This window comes from Bacillus sp. FSL L8-0199, from assembly GCF_038005705.1.
Classification (GTDB): Bacteria; Bacillota; Bacilli; order Bacillales; family Bacillaceae_G; genus Bacillus_A; species Bacillus_A cereus.
Window position 1 is genome coordinate 4,033,867 of the sequence record NZ_JBBOTS010000001.1, and the last position, 26,077, is coordinate 4,059,943.

Genomic DNA, 26,077 nt, shown 5'->3' on the forward strand with positions numbered 1-26,077 from the left:
CACATCGCCTATTATAATTATAAACATTTTGCGTCAAATTCCTACTGAATGTCAATAATAGCGGTTTCGCCCTTCTTAACATTTCCATCTTTTTTCAATTCGACTTGTTGCCCTTGTTGTAAGTTTGTAAAGACAATTGGTGTAATGATAGATGGTGCATTTTCTTTTACAAATGCAAGATCTACTTTTAATAATGGTTGGCCTTGTTTCACCTTGTCGCCTTGTGCTACAAGCGCTTCAAAACCTTCACCATTTAATTTTACAGTATCAATACCGAAGTGGATTAAAATTTCTTTTCCGCCTTCAGATTGAATGCCAATCGCATGTTTTGTAGGGAATACATTGACAATCTCACCGTTCACTGGAGAGACTACTGTTCCTTCAGTTGGTTCAATTGCAAATCCGTCTCCCATCATTTTTCCTGAGAATACTTGGTCAGGTACTTCTGTAATTGGTAAGATTTTTCCTTCGATTGGTGATACAATTGTTTCATTTTCATCAACTTTTTGAGGAGTTTCTTCCACTTTTACAGGTTCTTCTTTTTCAACATGAGGTGTACGACCTGACATAATATCATGAATTTGTGATTTTAATGTGTCAGATTTCGGCCCGAAAATAGCTTGAATGTTATTTCCAACTTCAAGTACACCAGCTGCTCCAAGTTCTTTTAAGCGGTCTTTGTTTACATTCTTTTGTTCGTTAACTTGAACACGTAAACGAGTAATACAAGCATCTAAAGAAGCAATGTTTTCTTTACCACCAAGTGCTACTAATACTTCACGAGGAAGTTCGCCTGCTTCTGCTTTTCCTGCGCCGTCATTTGCATTTGCCACTTCACGACCAGGTGTTTTTAGATTCCATTTGCGAATTGCAAAGCGGAATCCGAAGTAGTAAATAACTGCTAGTACAAGACCAACAATAATTACCCACCACCATGCTGTACGGCCTGGTAATACACCGAATAATAGGAAGTCAATTAAACCACCAGAGAATGTCATACCAATTTTAACACCTAAAATTTGCATTGTCATAAATGATAGACCAGCAAATACAGCGTGAATTCCGAATAATACTGGCGCTACGAATAAGAATGAAAATTCAAGTGGCTCTGTAATACCTGTTAAGAAAGATGTTAATGCTGCAGAACCTAAAATACCTGCTGCTAATTTTTTATTTTCTGGACGTGCTTCATGGTACATTGCTAAAGCTGCTGCTGGAAGACCAAACATCATGAACGGATACTTACCAGTTGTAAATGTACCTGCTGTTAATTCTACACCGTCTTTTAACTGTGCCATAAAGATTTTTTGGTCACCACGGATTAATTCGCCAGCTGCATTTGTATACTGACCGAATTCGAACCAGAACGGTGAATAGAAAATGTGATGTAATCCAAATGGAATTAATGAACGTTCAATTAAACCGAATATAAATGCTGCGATTGTTCTATTTGCATCAATCATTTGATGTGAGAACGTGTTTAAGCCACCTTGAATGTATGGCCAAATGAAGCACATGATAATACCTACTATTAAAGAGAATGTTGCAGTTGCGATCGGTACGAAGCGCTTACCTGCAAAGAAACCTAAGTATGATGGTAATTCAATGTTGAAGTATTTATTATAGCAATATGCCGCTACTATACCGACGATAATACCACCAAATACTCCTGTTTGTAGCGTTGGAATACCTAATACGTTTGCATACGCTGGATCTGCAAATCCAATTTTTACTGGGTCTGCTCCAGAACTTGTTACTTTCACTAGCTTATCTACTTCTAAGAACACACTCATCGTTTTGTTCATAATTAAGTAGCCGACGAATGCTGCTAAACCAGCTACTCCGTCTCCACCAGCTAAACCAATTGCTACCCCAACTGCGAATAATAATGCAAGGTTAGCGAAAATAATATCACCAGATTGTTCCATAATTTTTGCAACCATTACGAACCAATCTGCTTTTAAAGCAGGAATAACATTTGTTAACTGTGGATTTTGAAATGCATTACCAAATCCAAGTAAAATACCTGCCGCCGGTAAAATCGCTACTGGAAGCATTAACGCTTTTCCGACTTTTTGAAGAACACCAAAGATCTTCTTAAACATGGAAACCCTTCCTCTCTTATCTATATTGATACCTTCCGACAAACGCCAAAAAGACATGAGGAAAAAAAGATAGAACGATAGCTATACAAAGGGTAGTATATCCCTTTCTCTAGCTTACATTCCTTACTTTTCTCCACTCATGCCTGATCGAATCAGTAACACGTGTCAAAAATAGGTTTACGTATAAGTTCACTATAATTAAGGCAAACGTTTTCGTTACTCACCTTAATGTGTTTGTCGAAATTTGTATAACTTTGCAATAGTTATTATACATAACTATTGTAAGCGATTCAATCATTTTTTTTAACGTTTTCATTTTAGACAAAAATATATGACTTTTTACACATGCTCTGCCTTCACTAAGCGTTGCAAGTGCATCGTTAAATAAATACTTTCAGCTTCATATACAGGTAGTTGCAACTCTTTTTGCATGACCTTAACTAGCTTCCAAGCCAAGTTATAGCAAACTGGATACTCCGCCTTTAATAAATCAGCAAAACTTTGCGATTCTTCTACTTTTTCTCCTTTTTTCACCCTCTCAATAGCATATTGAAGATGACGAATAAGGCGTAAATAATGAATGCTCTCTTGGTCTAATGTAATTTGTAAGTTTGTCTCAATTAAAGATACAAGTTGTGCAATGAGACGGGAGTTTTGATTAACTGAAGATAAATCAGAATTTGTAAGCGAACTGTAAATGTGAAGTGCAATAAAACCAATTTCTCCTTCTGGCAATGTAATTTGCAAACGAGAATTTAAAAGTTGTACAACACCTTCCGCAATTGCATATTCCTCTGGATAGAGCATTTTTGTTTCAACTAAAAAAGGGTTATCAATTGTAAGTCCTTGTTTTAACCTTTTAATCGCAAATGAAATATGATCCGTTAACGCAATATGAATATGTTCATTTAGTGGAGATTTCGCTTTTTCTTGAATGTACAGCATAATATCGTTCATCAATTCAATTAATTTTTCACTAATATGCGGCACTAATAATTTATATTGTTCACGATCACGTTCATTTTTTAAGACAAACATTTTTTCGATTTGTTCTTGCTCCAATACATCTTTCGCTTTTTTCCCAAATCCAATTCCTTTTCCAATCACTACTACTTCCTCGTGTTCAGGATGGCTAGCAATGATGACATTATTATTTAAAACTTTTTTAATTTCTAGATAATTATTCATATAACACCACCCTCGTACTTAAATAGCCTACTTTCATGTTACAGAATATTCTTCTTTGTCGTCAATGTAAAACATCTGCCATTTAATAAAAATTCATTTTTTAGACATGTTTATATATGATGCGTATAATGTAAGAGCAACTGTACATAGAAAGGAGATAACAGCATGATTAAAATGTTTGTAAGTGATATCGATGGTACAATGATGCAACACGGAGGTCTTATTGATGAACAAGATGTTGCGGCACTACGCAGCCTTGCCGAACAAAATGTTATTCTTTGCTTCGCTTCCGGAAGACTTGATAATGAAATTGCAGACTTAATGAAAGCTGTAAATACAAATTTTCATCGCATTAGTGTAAATGGTGTTTTTGTATATACACATGAAAATAAACAACTATTATCTGCAACTTTTGATTCCAGCATACTTCCCGATTTGTTAGCTATGACGAATGAAGATCCTTATTTCCGTTATGTAAGTGATGAGCATAATTATTACATTGAAGAGAAAACACCTTTTATTCAAGAACTTGAACAACAAGTAACTATGACTTCTGTTGAAGAACCAAACTTACTACAGAAGATTGATGATACAATTTTCCCAAATAAAATTTCTGTCGGTGGAACAAAGGAGAACTTACAACTCCTTCAGAAAAAAATTGATGAAAAATTCCACGGGAAAGTTAGTACTTTCATCTCAGCAGAACAATGTTTAGATGTAATGCCACCGAATGTTAGTAAAGGCTCTGCCATTTCTGTTTTATTAAATGAGTTTCAAATAAAACCTGAGGAAATTGCTTGTATAGGGGATTCTTACAATGATATTCCTATGTTTTCTTTAACTCCTCACAGTTTTGCTATGTCACAAGCAGATGATGCAGTAAAAAATCACGCTCACTATGTAGTAAATCACGTCAAAGATGCTGTTAACCACGTAATTGCTCATAATAAAAATACGACTCATTCCTTATAAGGATGAGTCGTATTTTTATTTCTTTACATGTTAACCATTTTCAATTCCACTGTACTTCACAAACTGAAATATACTATTTGTTACGTGCGATATTCGTAATAAATTTATAACGATCTCCACGATAAATACATTTCACGTACTCTAGCGGTACCTCACCTTCTGAATATGACCATTGACGCATTACAAGTACAGGCGCCTTTTTAGGAATATGCAGATGTTCAGCTTCATTTTCCGTCGCAACGGAAGCTTCAATTGACTGAGTAGCGCTAACAAGTTTAAAGCCCAGTTTTTTCTCTAAATGTTCATATAAAGATTGTTGCAATATCTCTTCGTTAATATCTTTTACAAGAGCTGGCGACAAATATGTCGTCTCAAAAGCAATCGGTTCATCATCAGCTAAGCGAATACGCCTCACTTCATAAACCGATTCCCCCTCCTGTATTCTCAACCGGTCTGCTATTTTCGCAGTAGCTGGAACTAGGCGGAAACTAAGTAATTGACTACTTGGGTTCATCCCACGAGAAATCATGTCTTCTGTGAATCCCGTCATTCCTTGCAATTTTTGTTCCACTTTCGGAAGTTGGACAAATGTTCCAATTCCACGCTTCCGATATAAATAGCCTTGTTCCACTAAATTATTAATCGCCTGTCTGATTGTCATTCGACTCACTTCGAACTTATCACAAAGTTCATTCTCAGATGGGATTTTATCTCCCGGCTTCCATTCGCCGTCCTCAATTAGCTGTTTCACCCACTCTTGAATCTGATAATAGATCGGAAATGGTGAATACTTGTCGATGTTCATCAGCAATCGCCTCACTGCATAAAGATAGAGCTTCTTGATCAGCGATTACGGTTACATTCGGATGACGTTGTAAAACTGTAGCCGGACACTCTTCACTATATTCACCTTGCAATAATTCTTTAACAGCTTCTGCCTTTTTAGAACCCATAGCAACTAGTAGAACTTGTTTCGCTTTCATAATGCTTCCAATTCCCATTGTAATCGCATGAGTTGGCACATCTTCTTCTTTTTCGAAGAAGCGAAGGTTTGCTTGGCGTGTAGATTCTGTTAATTCAACAATGTTTGTTGGAGAATTAAACGGTGTTCCTGGCTCATTAAATCCGATGTGACCGTTTTCACCGATTCCAAGAATCTGTAGGTCAACTGGGTTAGCAGCTAGAATGCTCTCGTAACGTTTGCACTCTTCCTCTAAATCACTTGCCATCCCGTTTGGTACATAAGTTTGTTTAAATGGAAGATGATCAAACAACTGTTCTTGCATGAAATAATGATAGCTGTTTTTATCTTCATGTGGTAAATTTACGTACTCATCTAAGTTTACAGTGGTTACACGGCTTGTATCAAGTTTATTTTTTCGCATTTCTGCATAAATACCTAATGGAGAGCTTCCTGTAGCCATTCCTAACGTTGGATTTTCTTTTGTTTTTACAACTTCTTCAATTAATTTATAACCTGCTTCTGCTAGTTCTTCTGGAGTTTTTACAACAAGAATATTCATTTAATTACTTCCCTTCCTTCATATGAATTCCTAAACGAACCGTATCATATACATGTAAATCTTCATTCATCACAACAAAGTCTGCATCTTTTCCTACCGCTAATGCACCTTTATTATTTAATCCAAACTCTTCTGCTTGGTTAACTGATGTCATCAGTACTGCATCTTCGATTGAACAACCTGTAAATTCAATTACATTTCGGAAAGCTTGATCCATTTTTAAAATACTACCAGCTAACGTTCCATCTTCTAATCGAGCACTACCATCTTTTACATGTACTGGCTGTCCGCCAAGCTCATATAATCCATCTTCAAGACCCTTTGCACGCATTGCGTCAGTGATAACACTTACTTTTTTTGGTCCTTTTAACTTATATGCTAATTTCACCATATCAGGGTGAATATGAATGCCATCTGTAATTACTTCAACCATTACATCTGGATTTAATAACACATGACCAACAACTCCTGGTTCACGGTGATGTAATCCACGCATTTGATTGTATAAATGTGTCGCATGTGTAATCTTTCTATTTTTTAGTTGCGCATCAATTGCATCTGTATGCCCCATTGTGCCAACTACACCAGTTTCAGCAAGATATTGTTCAAACTCTAACGCTCCCTCTTCTTCTGGTGCATATGTTACTAATTTAATTAAATTCCCACTTGCTTCTTGCCATTGTTTAAATTGCTCAATATTTGCAGGAACGATATGTTCAAGTGGTTGTGCACCTGCACGTTTCTTTGAAACATAAGGTCCTTCTAAGTGAATATATTCGAAATGCGCTCCTTTTTCTTTTGCTTCTTTTGCAGCAGTTAACGCTGCTTCAATTGCCTCTGGAGCTTGTGTCATTGTTGTTGGGAAGTAAGTTGTAACCCCTTCTTTTAACATTTCTTTACCTAGAGTTACTAACCCATCGCTATTTGCATCCATCGCATCAATATCGTATCCACCATGAATATGAACATCGATCATACCTGGAATTACAATCTTCCCTGTAGCATCAAAAACAGTTTCATTTTCTTGTGGTACATATTGAGCCATCAAACCAATTTCTTTAATGGTTTCTGCGTAACGAATAAATCCGTTTTCCACTATTTCTTGACCTGTGTAAATTTTGGCATTGATGACAATTTGCGTTTTCATTTTCATCGATCCTTTCCCATGAATTACCTACTTGTTATTATTACCTTATTCGCCTAGTTCCATCTTAATATACGCACGAGTAGTTGTCTATACATTCTAATGAAATTTCCTTTTTATTCAACAGAAAAGGAAATTTCTTACGTCTCTTATAATTATAATATATATTATTCATTTTTCCAAAAAGGGACAGTATCGCCCCCTAATCTAGAAATCACTTCAATAATGGCATTAACCCGCTAGACTCTAACATAATATGTTCACCATCTGTTTCCATTTCTACTGTACGTTTATTCGTTCTATATACCATTATACCGTGCCTTTTTAAGCGTTTCACTACACTTTGGTGAGGATGTCCATACGGATTACTACTCCCGTACGACAAAATAGCAAACTGCGGTTCCACTTTTTTTATAAACGTTTCACTTGTTGAAGTATATGAGCCGTGATGCCCCACTTTTAACACATCTGCATGGACATCAAATTGTTTTAATATTTCATGTTCTGTCCGTACATCCGCGTCACCCATTAATAAAAAATCCGCTTTTCCATATCGCACCTTTAAAACAATTGATGATTCATTATTTTCATCTTTTGATTTCCCGTTGTTTAATACTTGTATAGAAACATGTGGATCCAGCGGTATATATTGTCCTTCCTTTACTGAAACGAAAGGTATCCCTCTTTTTTTAATATTATTCCGATACGTATGATAAGTAAGAGAACTATATGTTTTTCCGCTATCTAATATAAGCGATACCGGCATTTGCTCTACAATTGGAATTAACCCCCCTATGTGATCCATATCGGGATGCGTACTGACAATTACATCTAAATGATTAATCCCTTTCTCAATTAATTTCTGAATAATAACCTCTCCTGCTTCATAAGGTCCTCCATCAATTAACATTGTTTGTCCATTTGGCATTATAATAAGTGTTGCGTCACCTTGCCCCACTTTTAAAAAGCTCACTTTCATTTTACTAAGATGTTGCCGATGCATATGTAAAGGAGACGTAGTATGAATGGACATCATATACCTTTTAGCTGATGCGCTATTTAAAGAAAAACATAATAAAACAGAAACTAATAATAAAATAATCCGCATACCTCTCATAACTCGTCTCCTTTTTTCATTTAGTATGGCACTGTAAATAATTGATATACAAAAAAAGCTTAGCAAAATGCTAAGCTTTTATTTCGATATCTCTTGTAAGGAACCGAAGAATAAATCTGCTTCATTCATTTGTTCATTCTCTTCAGAAAGCAGTGGTAAATCATCTAATGTTTTCAATCCAAATGTGTCCAAAAATTCTTTTGTTGTTCCGTATAAAATAGGACGCCCTGGTCCTTCTGCTCTTCCCATTTCTTTTATAAGTAAATGTGAAACCAACGTTTGTAACGCCTTATCAGTTTTAACTCCTCTAATCTCTTCCATTTCAGTCCTTGTGATTGGTTGGCGATATGCAACAATCGCTAAAGTTTCGAGGGCAGCTTGTGAGAGTGAAGCAGCTGTTGGTGTATCTATTAATTTTTGATAATATGAAGCATGTTCTTTCTTTGTAGCAAAACGATATACTTTTGCATACTGTACAATTTGCAAACCACGGTTTGCACCTTCACATTCTTGTTGCATTTCTTCTAAAATATTTATTACTTCATTCATTTCAATTTCAAGAACTTTCGCTATTTGTTCTGGATAAATCCCTTCATCACCAGAAACAAATAAAAGGCCTTCAATAATTGACTTTTGTTCTTTCCTATCCATTTCACGAGCTCCTTCCTTCTATTTTCTCATAAAAATACACATCAAAAAAACCGAATCACAATTAATGCGTTCGGTTCAATATTTTTTCTCTTGTTCCAAACGATACATAAAAACATAGCATGAGATAAAATGTTTCTATCCCATTTTCACATACTTGCTCTATGCAGATTTATTAGAGCTTGATACGAAAATTTCATCAAAATTATGTTCTTGCTCAATTATGATTTGTTGATTTTTCATAAGTTCCAGAACTGCTAAAAATGTTACAACCATTATTTCACGTTCATCATCAACAAACAAATCATAAAAACTTTGGCGACCACCCTTTATTTTTAACTGCTTTAAAATATCAGTCATTCGCTGTTCAATTGGTATTTCTTGACGAGTAATACGTGTTGTTACAGGTTTTTTTGCCTTTTTACGGCGCATTAATTTTTGAAATGCTGCTAGCATATCATATAACGTAACATCAAGAGGTAAGCTTGTCTCCTCTTCTTGTTGCAACGATGTAAAGTCAATTGGTGGACGTGTATATAGCTGTGCTCTTTCTTGTTCTCTTTCTTTTAACTCAGTAGCAACTTGCTTATATTTCTTATATTCAATTAACCTCTCCATCAATTCTTGACGAGGATCATCTATAAAATCATCACCGTTATCAAGTACATCTTCTTCATGTTTCGGCAACAACATCTTACTTTTAATTTGTAATAACGTTGCAGCCATTACTAAATACTCACTTGCAACATCTAATTGAAGTTCTTTCATCGTATGCACATAAGATAAATATTGCTCTGTAATATCTGCTACAGGAATATTATATATATCAATTTCATAACGATGTATTAAATGTAACAATAGATCTAACGGCCCTTCAAAAGCCTCTACTTTAAAATTATATTGCACAAAGCATCCCACCACATTTTTTCTATAACAACATAAGTATAGAGCATACTCATGTTCTATCCAACCTTTTTAAGAAATTTAATTAAAAATAGACCGATGCCTATGTCATCATGCCCACCACTTCATATGATAACAGTGTAGTAAGAACAATGTAGGAGGTCAAAAAACTATGGGTCACGTTGATTGTGGTTTTAGCGGTGGGTTCGCATTACTTGTTGTACTGTTTATTTTGCTAATTATTGTAGGAGCAGCTTGCTTCTGCTAATATGAACAATAACGGCTAGGGGGAAACCTCCTAGTCGTTTATTGTTCATATTTCTATGATACACTTATATGTATAACCGTTAGATAGGAGCGAGAAAACATGTATCCTACCGAATACATACAATTTTTAATTCATTTCCATGGAGATTATGACTATTTTGAATGCCACGAAATACTAGAAGAGTATTGGAAAACAAAACCAAGAGGTAATCGTGATCATTACTTAGTTGGTCTCATTCAAATTGCAGTTTCTTTATACCACCAAAGACGTGCTAATTGGAATGGTTCCACAAAAATGATGAAAAGCGCAATCACAATTTTAGAAAAAAGCGGTGTGCCTTTACAACGTTTAGGAATTAATCAAGTACAACTTCTTTCCTTGCTCAATGACAGATTGCAATCTATCCATAAAAAAGAACGTTTTGTACCTTTATTTTTACCCTTATCAGATCCATCGTTAGAGAAGCAGTGCATAGAGTTATGTCAAAAACAAAACCTCTCTTGGAAAGACTTGAATGCTATCCCAGGTGAATATATTATAAACAAGCACACTTTGCGTGATCGCACAGAGGTCATTACTGAACGAAACGAACAATTACAAAAAAGAAAGCAGAGATAATAAACTACTTATCTCTGCTTTCACGAATGTATATTTTGTTCTAGCCCTTTACATTTTTCGCAAAAACTTGCCGTTTGCTCATTTCCGCAAATTGTAAACTCAAGAAATTTACTCTTTAACTCTTGAACCATCTTCGTCCCAATCCCCACATGACGGTGAGACGGGTTCACACTCAAATGCTGAATTTCTAATACTTGATTCTCTTTTTTTACAATCCCCATTATTCCAACAAAATCTTCATTTTCTTTCCACAAATACAATTGCCAATCATCTTTTGCTTCATATTCTTTCATTGTCAATTGTAATGTTTTCACATCTTTTTCAGTTGGCATAAACGAAAGAAGCCCCATTGCAATTTTTTCATAACTTTTTTTAAAACGAATTAACATAACCCTTATCCCTTCTTACAAAAGTTACAAACTAGTAATCCCCTCAATCACTCTTTTCATATCACATTCATTTTACAATATTTTCAACAGAGTGAGAAGAGTCTAAAACAACTTGATAATCATACAAAGCGAAAAGAAGAAAGTCAAATCTATGTTTCAGCACTATTCCTTTAATAAATAGAGTTAAAAAAAGAAAATTTTATATGGAATGGAAAGAAACATATCATTCAACAGCACTTCATTCATAGTTACCCTAAAGCAGCACAATTCTAGCAAAATTAATATAACAAAAAATATTTATTGAAACATATAATGTAATGTATTCTATGTAATTGGTTAAAGGTTTGTTCTCACAAGCAATATATTTTAGCAACAATACTACTTGTATGATGAGCTGTAGAAGAAGTACTCAATCTCATTAAAAATAAAAAAGAGAGCAAAAGCTCTCTTTTTCCTTACCTTATTCTTCCCAAACTTTAACTTCTTTCATTACATCGCCTTGACGCATTTTTAATACTGTTTCAATACCGCTTGTTGCTTTACCAAATACAGTATGAACACCATCTAAATGCGGCTGTGGCTCATGAACGATAAAGAATTGGCTACCGCCTGTGTTACGGCCAGCGTGAGCCATAGAAAGTGATCCTACAAGGTGTCTATGAGGGTTTCCATCAGTTTCACATGGAATAGAGTAACCTGGGCCACCTGCACCTGTACCTGTTGGGTCTCCACCTTGGCTTACGAAGCCAGGAATAACACGGTGGAATGTCACACCGTCATAAAATCCTTGCTCTGCTAATTTTTTAAAGTTTTCTACTGTTTTCGGTGCTTCTTCTGGGAAAAATTCCAAGTCGATTTTTTCACCGTTTTCCATTAATATGTATCCTAAAGTTTTCATACGTATATGTCTCCTTTCAATTATCTCAGCACTATATTACCACATTCATGACTAGAAACAAAAAGAATCCGACAATCTAGATACTTCTTTTTTGAAATGTGGAAAAAGCTAGGTGACAAATAAGAAATATATACTATAATAACTTTGTTGCCCGAAAATTTTAGAAAGAGAAAGGGAGCGATTTTTCGTGAAAACGAAATTATTAGCTCTGCTATTAGCTGTAACGGTATTTATGATGCCAACAGCTTCATTTGCAGACATCATCGAGGGAGAATCAATTGTTACATTAGGAGAGAACTTATCCGAACAACAAAAACAAGATCTGTTAAAAGAAATGAAAGCACCAAAAGATGCTACAATTATCACTGTATCTAATGCGGAAGAACATAAATTTCTAGAAGGCATTGTTCCAAAAGCACAAATTGGTACGAGAGCAATTTCTTCTTCTATGATTACATACACAAAACCAGGATCTGGTCTTATTGTACGATCAAAGAACATTAACTGGGTAACAGATGCAATGTACACTAACGCTTTGATTACAGCAGGTGTAAAAGATGCAGAAATTCAAATTACTGCACCTTTTAAAGTTTCAGGAACTGCAGCTTTAACTGGATTAATGAAAGCATACGAAACTGCGTCCAATAAACAAATTCCTGAAGAAGTTAAAAAAGTAGCGAATGAAGAAATGGTACAAACAGCCCAGCTTGGTGATAAAATTGGTGAAGAAAAAGCAGTTCAACTTGTTGCAAAAATTAAAGAAGAAATTGCAAAAGAACAGCCAAAAACAACAGAAGATTTACGTTCATTAATTAAAAAAATTGCTGATCAACTCGGCATTACATTAACAGATGAACAGTTAGATAACTTAGTATCGTTATTTGATAAAATGAAGAATCTTAATATCGATTGGAATCAAGTTGGTAGTCAATTAAACAAAGCAAAAGAACATGTTTCTGCCTTTTTAGGATCTGAAGAAGGGCAAAGTTTTCTAGATAAAGTGAAAGATTTCTTCTCAAGTATCATTGATTTTGTTAAATCTTTATTCAAGTAAAAAAGAAGCCCGCCAATGACGGGCTTCTTTTTTATACAAGTAACGGTAATTTCATAACAGCCTCTTCAACCGAACGCACTATATGATTTGCTTTCTCCTTTACATATGGATGGGCATGATGAAGAGTAAATGAATGCGGGGTTACTTCAAACATAGAAATATCATTGAAAGAATCTCCAATACAAGCAACTTCATTTGCTTCAATTTGCAAATGATCCATTAGTCGCTTTAGAGCACTCCCCTTACTCACGCCTCTTGGCATAATATCAACATAGCGTTTACCTGATATAAAAACTTCCGCTTCGCCTTGAAACGTATCTCGTAGCTCTTGATCTAACGTCACAATTTTCTCTTCTTCTCCAAAAACAAACAATTTTGCAGGGTGTACAGTCTTACCAAACTCTTCTTCTAACGCTTCAATTTCAGCGATATGCACGCCCATATACGCTTCAAAATTATGGTGATGTTCATTCTTCCTTTTTGTATATCGCTGCTCATTTGCACAAACAATATCCGCTAGTCCTTTTTTATGTATATATCGATATATTTCCTGGGCAACCACATTTTCAAAACTCGATTCATGAAATAAATTTCCATCCGGAAGTAACATTGTCGCTCCATTTAAGCCAGTTGTGTAATATGGGAATGCAAACCTTTTTACAACTTCATCAATTCTGTGTGTAAAGCGGCCAGAGGCAAAACAAATATTTGTCCCTTTCTCAGCTAACCAACACAGCGCACGTTCATCTTCTTTTTGCATATGATTCACATCGTAAACGAGCGTGTCATCTAAATCACTTACAAATAATTTAATCATGTCCTCTTCCCCTTCCATACACAATATCTACTCTAAGTGTACACAAAAAATGTTTGATTTTTGTTAAAAAATAATAAATTTTTGCTAAAAAAAATAAACGGGTGTATAATCCCGTTTATTTTTGTCTTTTTACATTTTGAGGTCTTACAATACTTGGTCGTACTTTTAAACTAGACATCGTTGGACGGAGTAAAATTTTTGTTAACGCGCCCCAATCAAATGGTAAAAACGGCCATAAATAAGGTGTTTGTAAACTTTTTATAGACGTTAAAAATAAAATTAATATCGTCATACCAATTACAAATCCCATCTCATGGAAGAGACCTGTTAAAATAATAACAAACAATTTCCCAACCTTATTCCCTAATCCTAATTCATAACTCGGTGTTGCATATGCACCAACCATCGAAACTGCTACATACAAAATTACTTCTGGCACAAACAAACCTACATCAATTGCAATTTGACCAATTAATATAGCGGAAATCAACCCTGCTGCAGACGATAACGGCGTTGGAGTATGAATGGCTGCCATCCTTAAAAACTCAAGTCCGACCTCTGCCATTAACACCTGTAATAAAATTGGTAAATGCGTCATCTTAGTCGGTCCAATAAAAGCAAGATTTGCTGGCAAAAGAGTTGGATCAAATACAAACACTAACCAAAATGGTAATAAAAATAACGAGAATATAACACCTAAAAAGCGCACCCAGCGTAAAAATGTACCGACAGCTGGATTTTGTCTAAACTCTTCCGCGTGCTGTAAATGATGAAAATATGTTGTCGGTGTAATCATAGCACTTGGCGATGTGTCAACGAGTACTAACACATGTCCTTCTAGTAGATGATTTGCTGCTACATCTGGCCTTTCTGTATATCGAATAAGTGGGAATGGGTTATAGCTTTGCTTTACAACAAATTCTTCTACTGTTTTATCCGCCATCGTAATTCCATCTACATCGATGTTATTTAATTCTTGTTTTATAATCTTTACTAAATCTGGATTTGCAACATCTTGAACGTATGTAATACAAATATCCGTTTGCGATCTATCTCCTACTCGAACCATTTCATTTCGAAGACGTGGATCTCGAATTCTCCTACGAATTAACGCTGTATTTACAACGATATTTTCAACAAATCCATCCCTCGCACCTCGTACTACCTTTTCAGTATCTGGTTCTGTCGGTGTTCGCCCTGGATAACTACGAACATCGATCGCGAACGCTTCCGTTTCACCTTCCACAAATATCACGATGAGTCCTGATAATACTTGGAGCATTACCTCATCCATCGTTTTCACTTTACTTACTTGTTGATGGATTAAGCGATTCTCTAAAAGCTTCACTGTATCTTCTTCTACATCCCTTATCTCATTTGTATCCACCGCTTCTTCTAAAATAGGGATAATATAATTTGTATCACAAAGTCCGTTTACAAATAGCACACCAATTTCTTTATTCAAAATTTGAAATTTACGAATGCCGACATCGTATGTAACGCCTAGTCCAACTGTCTGTTTTAAATAATTTTCATTGTCACTTATGAAAGTTGATATAGGGATATCCACTTTTTTAGGCTTCGTCATAAAACCCACTCCTTTCTAAAATTAATTGAATTGCTTTCTTTGTAATAGGTGACCCTCTCTCCCATTCATCATTTCCGCACATTTTACCAATATCACCAACTCCAACAATGACAGGAACATTTAAATCGTCTAAACAATATATTGTATCTCCACTAATCCTGCCAATTTCACCATCTGGAAGTCCAAATTTATCAACACCATATTCGGTTAAATTCCCGTTCCGATCTACACTTACATCTACACGTGCCCATTCCCAATGATGCGTATTAGACGCTACTGCTAAAATACCGAGCACATCAATTTGTTTATGGGTAGCCACATATTTTAATGCCTTTTCACCAGACCCTTCTCCAATAAATCCACTGTCATCAAACATGACAAATACAGGGTCATATGGCGTTTGCATAATAAGCTCAACAACTTTTTTCCCTGTCAATTTGGTTGGATTACTTTGTGATGCTGAAATACACCTTCCCCCAAATTCCTTCGTTAAAAGCTCAATTGTCCGCTTTGCATATTCATCTCCATCTGTGACCAAAACAACCCTTCGTCTCATTTGATTTATCCTTTCGGTTTACATATAAGTGCTATAAAAAATGAAAACAATATCGCTGCGGAAATGCCCGCAGACGTTAAACTAAACATGCCAATACCAATTCCTAAATATCCATGTTTTTCTGCTGCATGCATTGCTCCGTGCAATAGTGAATGTCCAAAACTTGTAATAGGGACTGTCGCTCCAGCACCTGCAAACTTTATTAGTTTATCGTACAATCCAAATCCATCTAAAATTGCTCCGATGACTACAAAAGTTGCCATTAAATGAGCTGGTGTTAACTTTACGAAATCTAACAATAGTTGCCCAATTAAACAAATAGCTCCACCTACAAGAAATGCATATATAAAATCCACAATTCACTCTCCTTTAACTCTCTCAAATACGACACCATGTGCAATTGTTGGAATCGTTTCCTTCTGTTGCATCATCATCGGGTTTAATAATGCACCAGTCGCAACGACAAAAATTCGTTGTAAATTCCCTTTTTGCATCTCGTGTAATAAATGGCCATACGTAACAACTGCTGAACAAGCGCAACCACTACCACCTGCAAACACTTCTTCTTGACTTGATTCATAAATCATCAATCCACAATCATTGTATATATGCCCAAGATCATAACCTTCCTCAAGTAAAAGTTGTTTCGCAATCGGCGTCCCAACAGCTGATAAATCACCCGTAACAATCAAATCATAATCATCGGCACTTCTTCTTAAATCTTCAAAATGTTGTTGAATTGTATGAGCTGCTGCTGGAGCCATCGCTGCCCCCATATCCAAAGGATTTGTGATTCCTAAATCTTGCACTTTTCCGATTGTAGCTGACGTAATTTTAATTGCACTTTTTTCATTGCTAATTAATATAGATCCTGCACCAGTCACAGTTGAATTTGCTGTCCCTGGTTTTTGCCCACCGTACTCTGTTGGATAGCGAAATTGTCTTTCAGCCGTTGCATTATGACTGCTTACTGTAGCTAAGACACGATTTGCAAATCCACCGTCTATAAAAGCTGAGCCAACTGCTAAAGTCTCCATAGACGTCGCACAAGCGCTAAACATTCCTAAAAAAGGAATGCCCCACTTACGCGCAACATAATTTGCTGTCACTGTTTGATTTAATAAATCTCCCGCTAAAAAGAAATCAATTTGCGATGTTTTTATATTCCCTTTTTGCACTGCTTGTTGAATTGAGTCTGACATTAATCTTCGTTCGGCGAGCTCCCAATTTTCCTCTCCACAATGCAAGTCATCATATGAAATATCAAATTTTTTTCCAAGAGGGCCCTCAGCTTCTTTCGGACCGACAGCAGTGCCCGTTGCATTTACATATATATCATTTTGAAATACCCACGTTTGTTTTCCGGTCAACCTCATACTAGCCCCTCCTTTAAGACATAAAAATTTTAAAGGTATACCTTATTAACCCAATGATATATGCACCAACAACCCCAAATACAATCACACTTCCTGCCAGTTTAAACATATTTGTAGCAATCCCTAGAACAACCCCTTCGCTCTTATGTTCTAAGGCAGCGCTCGCCATAGAATTTGCAAATCCTGTTACCGGTACCGCTGATCCTGCTCCAGCAAATTGACCAATTTTATCATATACACCACACCCTGTTAAAATCGCGGATAATAAAACAAGGGTTGCAACAGTTGGGTTTCCCGCCTCTTGTTCACTGAAGTGAAAATAATGTATATAAAATTTCATCAATACTTCTCCAACTGTGCAAATGAGTCCACCTACAAGAAATGCTTTGATACAATTTAGTAAATAGTTTGGCTTTGGATGATACTCCTTCACTTTATTTATGTAATCATCCTTCAATTTCTGACTTGTCATTTATATACTGCCTCCTACTTTACGAAATAAATCCAGTGAAACAACGATCCTATTACTTTCCCAAGTACAAGAGCAACGAGTAAAACAATAATCTTCCCCTCTACCCCTACTCGTTTCGCTAAAATAGGTAGAACATTTAACACCTCTGTTAATGCTGCTGCAAGCATTCCAATGAACGTGCCACAAAATATCCCTAATATAACGAGCCAATATTGCGACGTTTGAAATGTAATGTTTTTCAAACTGCACCAAGCCCCTGTTAAAGTACCTGCAATGACTGCCCACTCAAAATATTGAATATGCTTTCCACTTCTCGTTAATTGGGCTAAACGGGGGATTATACCAAGTACAGCTAAAAATGCGACATATCCGCTACCTACCGCAATCCCTCCAGCTAAACCAATTAAAATAACAAATCCAGACTCAATCATCGGCAAGTTGTTTCATATTATCCTTGTTTTCATTAACGATTACATACTGATCAAGTGACTGTTGGTATTGAAACATCTCAACTTCTAGCGGACTTGGCTCTTCATTAATTCGCTTTTGAAATACATGATTAAAGAATAAAACCATCCCTAAGCCAAGACCTAAAGAATAAGGAATTTGAAATAAAAGTGGTTGCGCATTAATTTCTCCAGTAATCATGTAATATAACCGTTGATGTACTTGTTGCATACTTACATCTTCATGGAAATAAATGATCGCAAGGGCCGCTCCAATGAACAGTAACAGCCATACAAGCCCGAAAAAAATTGGGTGTGTCTTCTTTTTTTCATATATAATTTCAACAAGAGTTTGTCCAGAACCGAGTAAATTAATTTGTACATGAGATGCTTTCTGTTGAATAATCTCAATTACTTTCATAACATCAATTACAACATGCGTCTTATCATGCGCTGTTATTTTGTAAACTATCTCATTTTGTAACAACTCAACTACAGAAGAATCTCCGGCAAGTTGAGCAACATCGCCCAGCTTTACTTCATAAGTAGGAGAAACCTTTAAACGATTGCGCATTTTAATATAAATCGTTTGTTCCAACTTTCATTCACTCCTTCACTCTTCCTCGTAGTTGTAGTATGGTTATTGAATTTTTTTCTAATACAATTTTTTCATAAAAAAACATCTGCACCATTTCGGTACAGATGTTTTTTACTTATGCCTTTTTCTTAAATAAGTTTGCAATACTTAATGCAAGCCCTCCCCAAATCACTACTATTCCAATAACCATCATCATAATCGCTGATCCACTCATTATGAAACACCTCGATCTTTCCATTCTTTTTCAAGCTTGGCAGAATCCGAATGTATTTGTGCATTCCATTTCTTTAGACTAATAATTAGCGCAACGATAAGGAAGGCTGCTGCTATCGACCAACCATACGTTACAACAAACTCAGTCGGATAATCTCCATAATTCTTTTTAATATTTTGGATTGTACCATCAATTAGCATATACCCTAACATAAGCGGAGTAATAACGAGTAAACTCACTCTCCAAAACGTTCCTAATTTAATATCAGATACAAAGTTTGCATGATTTTGATAAACTGGTAAACGACGTAAAATGAGCCCTATCGTCACTACTTCCGCAAGTGCAATTGTAATTAATCCGAAATTATTAGCGAAATAGTCGACAACATCTAAGAACATAAGCCCACCACGTGTTGCAAATACAAGAGAAACTAACACGAGAAGGGTTCCCATAATTCCAATGGTTTTTTCCCGACTTAAACTGAATTTTTCAGATACAGCGGCAAAACATACTTCCGCGAGTGAAATAAGTGATGTGATTCCAGCAACCGTTAACGATAAGAAAAATAATACACCAAACAACGGTGACATCGGCAATTCATTAATAATTTGCGGAAATACTACGAACGCAAGCCCAACGCCAGCACTTGCTACTTTATCAACCGGTACTCCCATATTATTTGCCATAAATCCAAGAGCTGCAAAGACCCCAATACCTGCTAATAATTCAAATCCTGAGTTTGCAAATCCAGTAATAAAGGCATTATTTGTTGTATCCGAGTTTTTCGGTAAATAACTAGAATACGTAATCATAATTCCAAATGCTAAAGATAAACTAAAGAATATTTGACCATAAGCAGCAAGCCATACTTTCCCATCAAAAATACGACTCCAATCTGGTTTAAAGAATGCATCTAGTCCTTGCATAGCACCTTCCATCGTCACTGCACGAACGACGATAATAAGGAACATAACAACTAATAAAGGAATAAATATACGGTTAACAACTTCGATTCCTTTTTTAACTCCTTTAAATGCAACGCCAAGCACAATAATCCAAACGAGAGCTAACGGAATTAATACTTCCGGTACAAGTCCTCCAAATTGTCCTGGCTTATCTGCAACATGTAAGTACTCTTTAAATAAAAATGATTGCGTGTCTTTTCCCCATGCTCCAGTAATTGCAAAGTATGTATACGATATAGACCAAGCAATAATCACTGCATAATATGTTGAAACGATAAATGTTACGCACATTTGCCACCATCCAATAAATTCGGCACGCGGGCTAATACGGAAAAATGTAAGTGGTGCTGAACCACGATGACGATGACCAAGGGCAAATTCAAACGCTAACAATGAAATACCAGTCGTTAATAATGCAAATAAGTACGGTAAAAAGAATGCTCCTCCTCCATTTTCATACGCTGTATAAGGAAAACGCCATATGTTTCCTAATCCAACGGCAGATCCGACCGCTGCGAAAATAAATCCAGCTCTCGTTCCCCATTGTTGCCTCGTTTCCATGTTTCCTTCCCCCTTTATGACAAGCTCATACTTGGATTATATTTCAAATTAACTAAATTATCAATAAATTCTGTTAATTTTTGCGAAAATTAACATCTCTCTCCTATTAACGGCATAAAAAAATCGAATAGACAATTATTCGTCTATTCGATCTTTCATCTGTTTTAATATTTTCTTTTCAAGTCTTGAAACTTGTACTTGCGAAATGCCTATGCGCTCTGCTACTTCTGACTGTGTTTGATCTTTATAGTAACGCAAGTATACAATTAAGCGCTCTCGTTCATCTAGTTCTCTAATCGCTTCTTTTAAAGCAATTTTATCGAACCATTTCGTTTCAGATTGATCTGCAATTTGATCTAAAATAGTGATTGGATCTCCATCGTTTTCATATACAGTTTCATGTATAGATGAAGGGGCCCGGCTCGCTTCTTGTGCTAGAACAACTTCCTCTGGCGTTAGTTCTAGTGCCTCTGCCACTTCATTAATCGTTGGAGCCCTTCCGAATTCTTTCGAAAGCTCATCTCTCATCTTTCGAATTTTGTTTCCTGTTTCTTTTAAAGACCTACTAACTTTCACTGATCCATCATCACGTAAGAAACGTTGTATTTCGCCAATAATCATTGGAACTGCATATGTTGAAAATTTCACGTCGAAAGATAAATCAAATTTATCTACCGATTTCAAGAGTCCAATACATCCAATTTGAAATAGGTCGTCTGGTTCGTATCCTCGATTAAGAAACCGCTGTACAACCGACCAAACGAGGCGCATATTACTTTGAACGATTGTATCTCTCGCTTGTTGATCTCCATCTTGACTTTTTTGAATTAACGCTTTTAGCTCGTGGTCCTTTAACTGAGGTTTCTTCTTCTCATTTTTGACCTCTATGTCCATAGGCTATTCTCCTTAATTGCATAGAGCGTTACTATTTGATAAGTATTTTGTCAAATGGATTGTTGTCCCGAAAGATTCGTTTGAAATAACTTCTACTTCATCCATAAAATTTTCCATGATAGTAAATCCCATTCCGGAACGCTCTAATTCAGGTTTAGTTGTAAAAAGGGGTTGTCTCGCTTCATCTAAGTTAAAGATTCCAATCCCTTCATCTCGAATCGTGAGTTTCACCATTGCTTCTTCCAAAATTACAGAAATATAAACAATACCTTCTGCATTTCCTTCGTATCCATGAATAATTGCATTTGTAACCGCTTCTGACACAACTGTTTTAATCTCCGTTAATTCTTCCATCGTTGGATCTAGTTGTGCAATGAAAGCCGCCACAGTAACGCGAGCGAACGATTCATTTTGACTTAATGCTGAAAATTGAAGGTTCATTTCATTTCTCATCTATGCCACCCCCAACGTCGCGAGCGCGTGCGCTTCACTTTCTTCTAAGCGAACAATTTTGAATAAGCCCGACATTTCAAATAAACGCTTAACAGGCGGTGAAATTGCACAAACAACCATTTCTCCACCTAATCCCTTTACGTGTTTATATCGGCCTAATATAACACCTAGACCAGAACTATCCATAAAAGATAAGTTCTCTAGGCTCAAAACAATATGATGAACACCATGTGTCTCAATCATATCTGTTACTTTCGTTCGCAACTCTTCAGCCGTATGATGATCTAATTCACCCTCTAGTCTCACACATAGGACGTCACGTTTTACTTCTAATTGCATGGAAAGACTCACACGATTTCCTCCTTATGCTCAAACTTTACTTATTCACATACATAAAGATTTTCGTGATACAAAATAAGAATCCTTCCTGCTGACAAAAGAAGAACTATTTCGTCATAAAGTGAAACCTTTCAGCATTATTCACTTACATACGAATAGAAAAGCGGCAAAATATTTGCCGCTATTTTGATGTTGAAAACATCCCAAAGCTTCTTTTAAATAACTCCCACCAGCTCGCTGCAGCAACATCTTCTTTTGCTACAATTGTTTGTTTTAATAAAACATCCTTATCTTTTTTAATAACAAGTGTACCAAGCGCGTCACCCTTTTTAATCGGTGCTTTTACTTTCTTTTCAGCAATTACTTCTTGTTTTACCTTGTCCATATTCTCGCCCTTCTTCATAAGAAGAGAAACATTATCTGATGCAACTAAATCTACTTTTTCTTTTTTCCCTTTCCCTACTTGAACTGTCTTAATTTTTTCGCCGCGCGTATACAATTTCTTTGTCATATATTGTCCAAATGCATAGTCAAGAAGCTTCGTCACTTGGTTGTTCCGTTCTTTTGATGTTGGTGCTCCCATGACAACTGAAATGATACGCATGCCATTTTTTTCAGCCGATGCTGTTAAACAATATTTCGCTTCTGTCGTAAAACCTGTTTTTACTCCATCTACGCCAGGATAAAAACGTACTAGCTTATTCGTATTAACGAGCCAAAACTTTTTATCCGTATCTTCACGTAAATAATCTTCGTACTTACCTGTGTATTTACGAATAAGTGGATACTTCATCAATTCTCTCGCCATTATAGCCATATCATTTGCTGTCGAATAATGGTCTTTGGCCGGAAGACCTGTTGGGTTTTGAAAATGTGTATTTTTCAGCCCTAGATCTTTCGCCTTTTTGTTCATCATATTTACAAATCCTTCTTCTGAACCTGCGATATGCTCGGCTACTGCAACAGATGCGTCATTTCCAGATGCAATTGCAATACCCTTTAACATCTCATTTACAGTCATCTCTTCCCCAGGTTCTAAAAAGATTTGCGATCCACCCATTGAAGCTGCATGTTCGCTCGCTCTAACTTTATCGGTCAGTTTTAGTTTTCCTTTTTCAACTTGTTCCATAATTAAAAGCATTGTCATAATCTTTGTCATACTAGCAGGTGGTAATTTTTCATTTGGGTTTTTATCAAATAAAACTTTACCTGTATCTTGCTCAATTACGATTGCTGACGACGCTTGTTCCGCTAACTTCGGCGTTGTTTCTTCTGTTTTCTCCTGCTTCGTTTTCTCAGATTGTGCGAAACTCACTGAAGTTCCAGAAAGCAATAACATGAAACAAACAAGTATTCCAAAAACTCGCTTCATGACTAACCCTCCATTCTATATCAGACCTATTTTTTCCAATTTATCCTTTTTTAATACCAAATTTTTCTAACATTTTCAGTTGACAAACACATTCATCCCCTATATTGTATTAAGTGTATTACACGAAGTAGTACACTTAATACATATGAGGAAGGAGACATTGCTCTTGCATATTCAACTTGATCCAAGAAGCAACACTCCGATATGGGAACAAATTGTTCAAAATATAAAAGAACTCGTATTGAAAAACATATTGGCTCCAAGTGATAAACTTCCTTCTGTACGCGAACTCGCTTCTTTACTCGTTATAAATCCAAATACAGTGAGTAAAGCGTATCAAGAGTTAGAGCGACAAGGAATTATTGAAACGTTACGAGGAAAAGGAACATTTGTATCCCAATCGATTACCCCAACATTAGACGAAAGGAAAATCGCTATGGTTGAAAAGCAATTTCATCAATTACTATTAGAAGCCTCTTATCTTGGTATTACGAAAGATAAAATTCATGATTGGATAGATTCATACTATAAAGAGATTGGAGGGAATACAGATGTTGAAAGTGACAAACTTGAAGAAAACAATTGATAATCAAACAATTTTAGACGATGTTTCTTTCACATTGCAAAGAGGGAGTATCATCGGATTACTCGGAAGAAACGGTGCGGGGAAAACAACTTTATTGCGAACGATGGTCGGCATTTTGGACCCAGACGAGGGAACTGTTACATATGAGGATATCGACATCCATAAAAATCCTGAAACGAAACAAAAAATCGTATATGTTCCTGATTCTACTAATATACTGAACGGCTATACGATAAAAGAAATCGTAAAGTTTTATAAAGAAGTTTATACCGCATTTGATGAAACACATTTCTATGAACTGTTAGAACGTTTTAACTTACCAAACAAACGAATTCGTAGCTATTCAAAAGGCATGAAAGCACTGCTCGCCATCATTTTAGCCGTTTCTACAAAGGCAGAATATGTCATTTTAGATGAACCGACAAATGGACTTGATCCTATCGTGAAAAGGAAAATTTTACAGTTTCTCGTTGGAGAAGTTGCAGAAAAAGAGATTACCATTTTCATCTCCACTCATCATTTAGATGAAGTAGAACAAATTGCAGATACAATTATTATATTAAAAGGCCATACTATCTCGTCTATTACATCACTAGACGATGCAAAATCACGATTTGCAAAAATACAAGTAGCTTACGAACGTTCATTACCTCAAAAGCTAGAAAACTTAAGCAATATTAAAATATTAAATCAAACAGGAAAAGTATATACAATCTTAATTGAAGGAAATGTGGCAGCTACATTAGAAAAGTTTCATAAAGAACAGCCACTGCTCATTGAAGAATTAACAATGTCACTTGAAGATATTTTTATCACTACATTTGAGGAGGATTCACATGTTTCATAAAGCTTTATGGATGAGGCAATGGAAGCAAGGAAAATATATAATTCTATTATTTTGGTTAACTAGTTTATATCAACTACCTTATAAATATTATCAAGAAGCGCAAATGCAACTAAAACTATCAAAAATGAAGTTTGGTGACTATGCATATTACTACTCCTACTATTTTCAGACATCTGATGGTGCCGTCTTCTTTCAAGGAGCTACTCTAATTGCACTCGCTTGTCTTTTAATTGGATGGGAACGTAATAATCAATCAACTGATTTTCTATTCTCGATGCCTTTTAAACGAAAGGATATTTTTTTAACAAAATGGTGGCTTGGTGTTTTGAATATTATTACAGTACAAATTGTTTGCTGGATTAGCATGTACGGAATAAAGAACATGTCGTTTCACAATGAGTATCAAACCTTTGCTCCGTTCTATAGTTACTTTCTATATGCTACCGTTGTACTTATCGCTATTTATACATTCGCCTTATTTATCGGGACTCTTACTGGACATATATTTTCTCAAAGTATTTTAACTATCATTCTATTATTTTTACCATACGGTTTTGGATTGTTAATTTCCGGATTCATTTATTCACACACACAATGGTCTGTAGATGCAATGGGAGAAATAGAGCACCATACTCATGAGTACTTACAACATATAGGTATCATTTCACCATTAGAATATTTTTCTATTACTTATGATTACCACCCGATAGAAACATTTGATGACTATGGCAATAAACTTCCCAGTGTATCACAGGACAATCCTACGGAGCGTATTTCTGTACCTTCTCCTTGGACACTATTAACACCATTTGCTTACATCATTACCTTTTTATCAATAGCAACCTTTCTATACACACGTACACCGAACGAACAAAGTGGAAAAATACTATTGTTTCCTAACTTGCAAAAATGGTTCATAATTTGCACTGTTCTATGCTTCGGACTACTTGGTGGTAGAATATTAGGCGGACGAGATGCACTTCTGTCTTATTATGTTGGATTTTTCCTATTCGCTACCATAAGTTACTTCATTTTTACACGTCTATTAAAATTGAAATTTGCTTTTGTAGGGAAATAAATATGCATTAAGATGGTGGATACATGTTTCCAAAAGCATTATAGATGTGAAACTATAAACACGGAACAATGGCATTAATAGAAGCTGA

Annotated in this window: 31 protein-coding genes; 7 read left to right on the forward strand and 24 right to left on the reverse strand. The window is 35.8% G+C overall.

All coding sequences use genetic code 11. The features are described from left to right. Positions 1–41: 41 nt before the first annotated feature. Both ptsG and glcT read right to left on the reverse strand, forming a co-directional pair. Positions 42–2,105 carry a PTS glucose transporter subunit IIABC gene (gene ptsG, locus NST86_RS20580; protein ID WP_000473174.1) on the reverse strand — a complete coding sequence of 688 codons (2,064 nt, stop codon included), beginning with the start codon at positions 2,103–2,105 and terminating at the stop codon, positions 42–44. Between the two features lie 339 nt (positions 2,106–2,444). Continuing rightward, entirely contained in the window at positions 2,445–3,293 is an 849-nt protein-coding gene (glcT, locus tag NST86_RS20585; RefSeq protein WP_001067317.1) for a glucose PTS transporter transcription antiterminator GlcT, read from the reverse strand. 165 nt (positions 3,294–3,458) lie between these two features. On the opposite strand from glcT, the gene NST86_RS20590 reads away from it, so the two are divergent. After that, positions 3,459–4,265: a Cof-type HAD-IIB family hydrolase gene (locus NST86_RS20590; RefSeq protein WP_000594241.1), complete on the forward strand. Its 807-nt coding sequence runs from the start codon at positions 3,459–3,461 to the stop codon at positions 4,263–4,265. Between the two features lie 73 nt (positions 4,266–4,338). On the opposite strand, the gene phnF is transcribed toward NST86_RS20590, so the two are convergent. The 6 genes from phnF to scpA form a co-directional block, all read right to left on the reverse strand. Continuing rightward, positions 4,339–5,070 carry a phosphonate metabolism transcriptional regulator PhnF gene (phnF, locus tag NST86_RS20595; RefSeq protein ID WP_021727649.1) on the reverse strand — a complete coding sequence of 244 codons (732 nt, stop codon included), beginning with the start codon at positions 5,068–5,070 and terminating at the stop codon, positions 4,339–4,341. Further along, positions 5,000–5,788, reverse strand: a complete 789-nt coding sequence (gene nagB, locus NST86_RS20600) for a glucosamine-6-phosphate deaminase (RefSeq protein ID WP_001024210.1) — start codon at positions 5,786–5,788, stop codon at positions 5,000–5,002. The genes phnF and nagB overlap by 71 nt, the downstream gene beginning before the upstream one ends. Positions 5,789–5,792: 4 nt before the next feature. Further along, on the reverse strand, positions 5,793–6,935 hold the full coding sequence (nagA, locus tag NST86_RS20605) for an N-acetylglucosamine-6-phosphate deacetylase (RefSeq protein WP_001987227.1): 1,143 nt from the start codon (positions 6,933–6,935) through the stop codon (positions 5,793–5,795). A 211-nt stretch (positions 6,936–7,146) separates the two neighbouring features. Then, positions 7,147–8,049, reverse strand: a complete 903-nt coding sequence (locus NST86_RS20610) for a ComEC/Rec2 family competence protein (RefSeq protein ID WP_001214829.1) — start codon at positions 8,047–8,049, stop codon at positions 7,147–7,149. Between the two features lie 78 nt (positions 8,050–8,127). Then, positions 8,128–8,700 carry a segregation/condensation protein ScpB gene (scpB, locus tag NST86_RS20615; RefSeq protein ID WP_000375170.1) on the reverse strand — a complete coding sequence of 191 codons (573 nt, stop codon included), beginning with the start codon at positions 8,698–8,700 and terminating at the stop codon, positions 8,128–8,130. Positions 8,701–8,859: 159 nt separating this feature from the next. Then, positions 8,860–9,603: a segregation/condensation protein A gene (gene scpA / locus NST86_RS20620; RefSeq protein ID WP_001199753.1), complete on the reverse strand. Its 744-nt coding sequence runs from the start codon at positions 9,601–9,603 to the stop codon at positions 8,860–8,862. 169 nt (positions 9,604–9,772) lie between these two features. Here scpA and NST86_RS20625 point away from each other — a divergent pair, with 169 nt between their 5' ends. Together NST86_RS20625 and NST86_RS20630 are read left to right on the forward strand one after the other, a co-directional pair. Next, positions 9,773–9,868 carry a YjcZ family sporulation protein gene (locus NST86_RS20625; protein ID WP_000510194.1) on the forward strand — a complete coding sequence of 32 codons (96 nt, stop codon included), beginning with the start codon at positions 9,773–9,775 and terminating at the stop codon, positions 9,866–9,868. 99 nt (positions 9,869–9,967) lie between these two features. Then, on the forward strand, positions 9,968–10,486 hold the full coding sequence (locus NST86_RS20630) for a DUF309 domain-containing protein (RefSeq protein WP_000283589.1): 519 nt from the start codon (positions 9,968–9,970) through the stop codon (positions 10,484–10,486). Positions 10,487–10,506: 20 nt separating this feature from the next. Here NST86_RS20630 and ribT read toward each other — a convergent pair whose 3' ends face one another. Then, on the reverse strand, positions 10,507–10,875 hold the full coding sequence (gene ribT, locus NST86_RS20635; RefSeq protein ID WP_000908401.1) for a GNAT family N-acetyltransferase RibT: 369 nt from the start codon (positions 10,873–10,875) through the stop codon (positions 10,507–10,509). Positions 10,876–11,335: 460 nt separating this feature from the next. Next, positions 11,336–11,773, reverse strand: a complete 438-nt coding sequence (locus NST86_RS20640) for a peptidylprolyl isomerase (protein ID WP_000853782.1) — start codon at positions 11,771–11,773, stop codon at positions 11,336–11,338. 187 nt (positions 11,774–11,960) lie between these two features. On the opposite strand from NST86_RS20640, the gene NST86_RS20645 reads away from it, so the two are divergent. Beyond that, complete coding sequence (locus tag NST86_RS20645) at positions 11,961–12,827, forward strand: DUF1002 domain-containing protein (RefSeq protein ID WP_000850515.1); 867 nt, start codon at positions 11,961–11,963, stop codon at positions 12,825–12,827. A gap of 31 nt (positions 12,828–12,858) precedes the next feature. Here the strand turns inward: NST86_RS20645 and NST86_RS20650 are convergent, their stop codons facing one another. From NST86_RS20650 to dacF, 14 genes are all read right to left on the reverse strand, one after another. Beyond that, positions 12,859–13,662, reverse strand: a complete 804-nt coding sequence (locus tag NST86_RS20650; protein WP_002000777.1) for a Cof-type HAD-IIB family hydrolase — start codon at positions 13,660–13,662, stop codon at positions 12,859–12,861. A gap of 97 nt (positions 13,663–13,759) precedes the next feature. Next, positions 13,760–15,232, reverse strand: coding sequence for a spore germination protein SpoVAF (gene spoVAF / locus NST86_RS20655; protein ID WP_000165596.1), 1,473 nt, complete (start codon positions 15,230–15,232; stop codon positions 13,760–13,762). Further along, complete coding sequence (locus tag NST86_RS20660; RefSeq protein ID WP_001254415.1) at positions 15,219–15,788, reverse strand: stage V sporulation protein AE; 570 nt, start codon at positions 15,786–15,788, stop codon at positions 15,219–15,221. The genes spoVAF and NST86_RS20660 overlap by 14 nt, the downstream gene beginning before the upstream one ends. Positions 15,789–15,793: 5 nt before the next feature. Continuing rightward, positions 15,794–16,144, reverse strand: coding sequence for a stage V sporulation protein AE (gene spoVAE, locus NST86_RS20665; protein ID WP_000345904.1), 351 nt, complete (start codon positions 16,142–16,144; stop codon positions 15,794–15,796). Positions 16,145–16,147: 3 nt separating this feature from the next. Further along, positions 16,148–17,164: a stage V sporulation protein AD gene (gene spoVAD, locus NST86_RS20670; protein WP_001241161.1), complete on the reverse strand. Its 1,017-nt coding sequence runs from the start codon at positions 17,162–17,164 to the stop codon at positions 16,148–16,150. 13 nt (positions 17,165–17,177) lie between these two features. After that, on the reverse strand, positions 17,178–17,636 hold the full coding sequence (gene spoVAC, locus NST86_RS20675; protein WP_000203810.1) for a stage V sporulation protein AC: 459 nt from the start codon (positions 17,634–17,636) through the stop codon (positions 17,178–17,180). A 14-nt stretch (positions 17,637–17,650) separates the two neighbouring features. After that, positions 17,651–18,067: a stage V sporulation protein SpoVAB gene (gene spoVAB, locus NST86_RS20680; RefSeq protein ID WP_000572936.1), complete on the reverse strand. Its 417-nt coding sequence runs from the start codon at positions 18,065–18,067 to the stop codon at positions 17,651–17,653. After that, positions 18,060–18,680, reverse strand: a complete 621-nt coding sequence (locus tag NST86_RS20685; protein ID WP_016118582.1) for a stage V sporulation protein AA — start codon at positions 18,678–18,680, stop codon at positions 18,060–18,062. Before NST86_RS20685 ends, spoVAB begins: the two co-directional genes overlap by 8 nt. Positions 18,681–18,795: 115 nt before the next feature. Beyond that, positions 18,796–18,894 carry a methionine/alanine import family NSS transporter small subunit gene (locus NST86_RS20690; RefSeq protein WP_000016826.1) on the reverse strand — a complete coding sequence of 33 codons (99 nt, stop codon included), beginning with the start codon at positions 18,892–18,894 and terminating at the stop codon, positions 18,796–18,798. Continuing rightward, on the reverse strand, positions 18,894–20,420 hold the full coding sequence (locus tag NST86_RS20695) for a sodium-dependent transporter (RefSeq protein ID WP_000450089.1): 1,527 nt from the start codon (positions 20,418–20,420) through the stop codon (positions 18,894–18,896). Before NST86_RS20695 ends, NST86_RS20690 begins: the two co-directional genes overlap by 1 nt. A 135-nt stretch (positions 20,421–20,555) precedes the next feature. Then, entirely contained in the window at positions 20,556–21,314 is a 759-nt protein-coding gene (gene sigF, locus NST86_RS20700) for an RNA polymerase sporulation sigma factor SigF (RefSeq protein WP_000350729.1), read from the reverse strand. Between the two features lie 12 nt (positions 21,315–21,326). Continuing rightward, a complete protein-coding gene (gene spoIIAB / locus NST86_RS20705; protein WP_001243398.1) occupies positions 21,327–21,767 on the reverse strand; it encodes an anti-sigma F factor in 441 nt (146 codons plus the stop codon). After that, positions 21,768–22,118: an anti-sigma F factor antagonist gene (gene spoIIAA, locus NST86_RS20710; protein WP_000059135.1), complete on the reverse strand. Its 351-nt coding sequence runs from the start codon at positions 22,116–22,118 to the stop codon at positions 21,768–21,770. It lies immediately after the preceding gene. Positions 22,119–22,287: 169 nt separating this feature from the next. After that, the gene (gene dacF, locus NST86_RS20715; protein ID WP_000831995.1) at positions 22,288–23,478 is read right to left on the reverse strand and encodes a serine-type D-Ala-D-Ala carboxypeptidase DacF; all 1,191 of its coding nucleotides are present in this window, start codon (positions 23,476–23,478) and stop codon (positions 22,288–22,290) included. Between the two features lie 166 nt (positions 23,479–23,644). On the opposite strand from dacF, the gene NST86_RS20720 reads away from it, so the two are divergent. The 3 genes from NST86_RS20720 to NST86_RS20730 are packed head-to-tail and all read left to right on the forward strand — an operon-like array spanning position 23,645 to position 25,989. Continuing rightward, a complete protein-coding gene (locus NST86_RS20720; RefSeq protein WP_000548022.1) occupies positions 23,645–24,064 on the forward strand; it encodes a GntR family transcriptional regulator in 420 nt (139 codons plus the stop codon). Then, positions 24,030–24,911 (forward strand): ABC transporter ATP-binding protein, encoded by an 882-nt coding sequence (locus tag NST86_RS20725; protein ID WP_016118583.1) that lies wholly within the window; start codon positions 24,030–24,032, stop codon positions 24,909–24,911. The genes NST86_RS20720 and NST86_RS20725 overlap by 35 nt, the downstream gene beginning before the upstream one ends. Continuing rightward, the gene (locus tag NST86_RS20730; RefSeq protein ID WP_016118584.1) at positions 24,901–25,989 is read left to right on the forward strand and encodes an ABC-2 transporter permease; all 1,089 of its coding nucleotides are present in this window, start codon (positions 24,901–24,903) and stop codon (positions 25,987–25,989) included. The genes NST86_RS20725 and NST86_RS20730 overlap by 11 nt, the downstream gene beginning before the upstream one ends. Positions 25,990–26,077: the final 88 nt, after the last annotated feature.

Coding starts and splice junctions, on each gene's coding strand:
- ribT (WP_000908401.1), bottom strand. CDS start 10,875: ATGTTAATTCGTTTTAAAAAAAGTTATGAAAAAATTGCAATGGGGCTT.
- NST86_RS20640 (WP_000853782.1), bottom strand. CDS start 11,773: ATGAAAACTTTAGGATACATATTAATGGAAAACGGTGAAAAAATCGAC.
- NST86_RS20660 (WP_001254415.1), bottom strand. CDS start 15,788: ATGAGACGAAGGGTTGTTTTGGTCACAGATGGAGATGAATATGCAAAG.
- phnF (WP_021727649.1), bottom strand. CDS start 5,070: ATGAACATCGACAAGTATTCACCATTTCCGATCTATTATCAGATTCAA.
- spoIIAB (WP_001243398.1), bottom strand. CDS start 21,767: ATGAGAAATGAAATGAACCTTCAATTTTCAGCATTAAGTCAAAATGAA.
- NST86_RS20630 (WP_000283589.1), top strand. CDS start 9,968: ATGTATCCTACCGAATACATACAATTTTTAATTCATTTCCATGGAGAT.
- nagB (WP_001024210.1), bottom strand. CDS start 5,788: ATGAATATTCTTGTTGTAAAAACTCCAGAAGAACTAGCAGAAGCAGGT.
- scpB (WP_000375170.1), bottom strand. CDS start 8,700: ATGGATAGGAAAGAACAAAAGTCAATTATTGAAGGCCTTTTATTTGTT.
- NST86_RS20725 (WP_016118583.1), top strand. CDS start 24,030: ATGTTGAAAGTGACAAACTTGAAGAAAACAATTGATAATCAAACAATT.
- NST86_RS20590 (WP_000594241.1), top strand. CDS start 3,459: ATGATTAAAATGTTTGTAAGTGATATCGATGGTACAATGATGCAACAC.
- nagA (WP_001987227.1), bottom strand. CDS start 6,935: ATGAAAACGCAAATTGTCATCAATGCCAAAATTTACACAGGTCAAGAA.
- glcT (WP_001067317.1), bottom strand. CDS start 3,293: ATGAATAATTATCTAGAAATTAAAAAAGTTTTAAATAATAATGTCATC.
- NST86_RS20625 (WP_000510194.1), top strand. CDS start 9,773: ATGGGTCACGTTGATTGTGGTTTTAGCGGTGGGTTCGCATTACTTGTT.
- spoVAC (WP_000203810.1), bottom strand. CDS start 17,636: ATGACAAGTCAGAAATTGAAGGATGATTACATAAATAAAGTGAAGGAG.
- spoVAD (WP_001241161.1), bottom strand. CDS start 17,164: ATGAGGTTGACCGGAAAACAAACGTGGGTATTTCAAAATGATATATAT.
- NST86_RS20610 (WP_001214829.1), bottom strand. CDS start 8,049: ATGAGAGGTATGCGGATTATTTTATTATTAGTTTCTGTTTTATTATGT.
- dacF (WP_000831995.1), bottom strand. CDS start 23,478: ATGAAGCGAGTTTTTGGAATACTTGTTTGTTTCATGTTATTGCTTTCT.
- NST86_RS20730 (WP_016118584.1), top strand. CDS start 24,901: ATGTTTCATAAAGCTTTATGGATGAGGCAATGGAAGCAAGGAAAATAT.
- NST86_RS20650 (WP_002000777.1), bottom strand. CDS start 13,662: ATGGAAGGGGAAGAGGACATGATTAAATTATTTGTAAGTGATTTAGAT.
- NST86_RS20695 (WP_000450089.1), bottom strand. CDS start 20,420: ATGGAAACGAGGCAACAATGGGGAACGAGAGCTGGATTTATTTTCGCA.
- sigF (WP_000350729.1), bottom strand. CDS start 21,314: ATGGACATAGAGGTCAAAAATGAGAAGAAGAAACCTCAGTTAAAGGAC.
- spoVAF (WP_000165596.1), bottom strand. CDS start 15,232: ATGACGAAGCCTAAAAAAGTGGATATCCCTATATCAACTTTCATAAGT.
- NST86_RS20690 (WP_000016826.1), bottom strand. CDS start 18,894: ATGAGTGGATCAGCGATTATGATGATGGTTATTGGAATAGTAGTGATT.
- spoVAB (WP_000572936.1), bottom strand. CDS start 18,067: ATGATTGAGTCTGGATTTGTTATTTTAATTGGTTTAGCTGGAGGGATT.
- ptsG (WP_000473174.1), bottom strand. CDS start 2,105: ATGTTTAAGAAGATCTTTGGTGTTCTTCAAAAAGTCGGAAAAGCGTTA.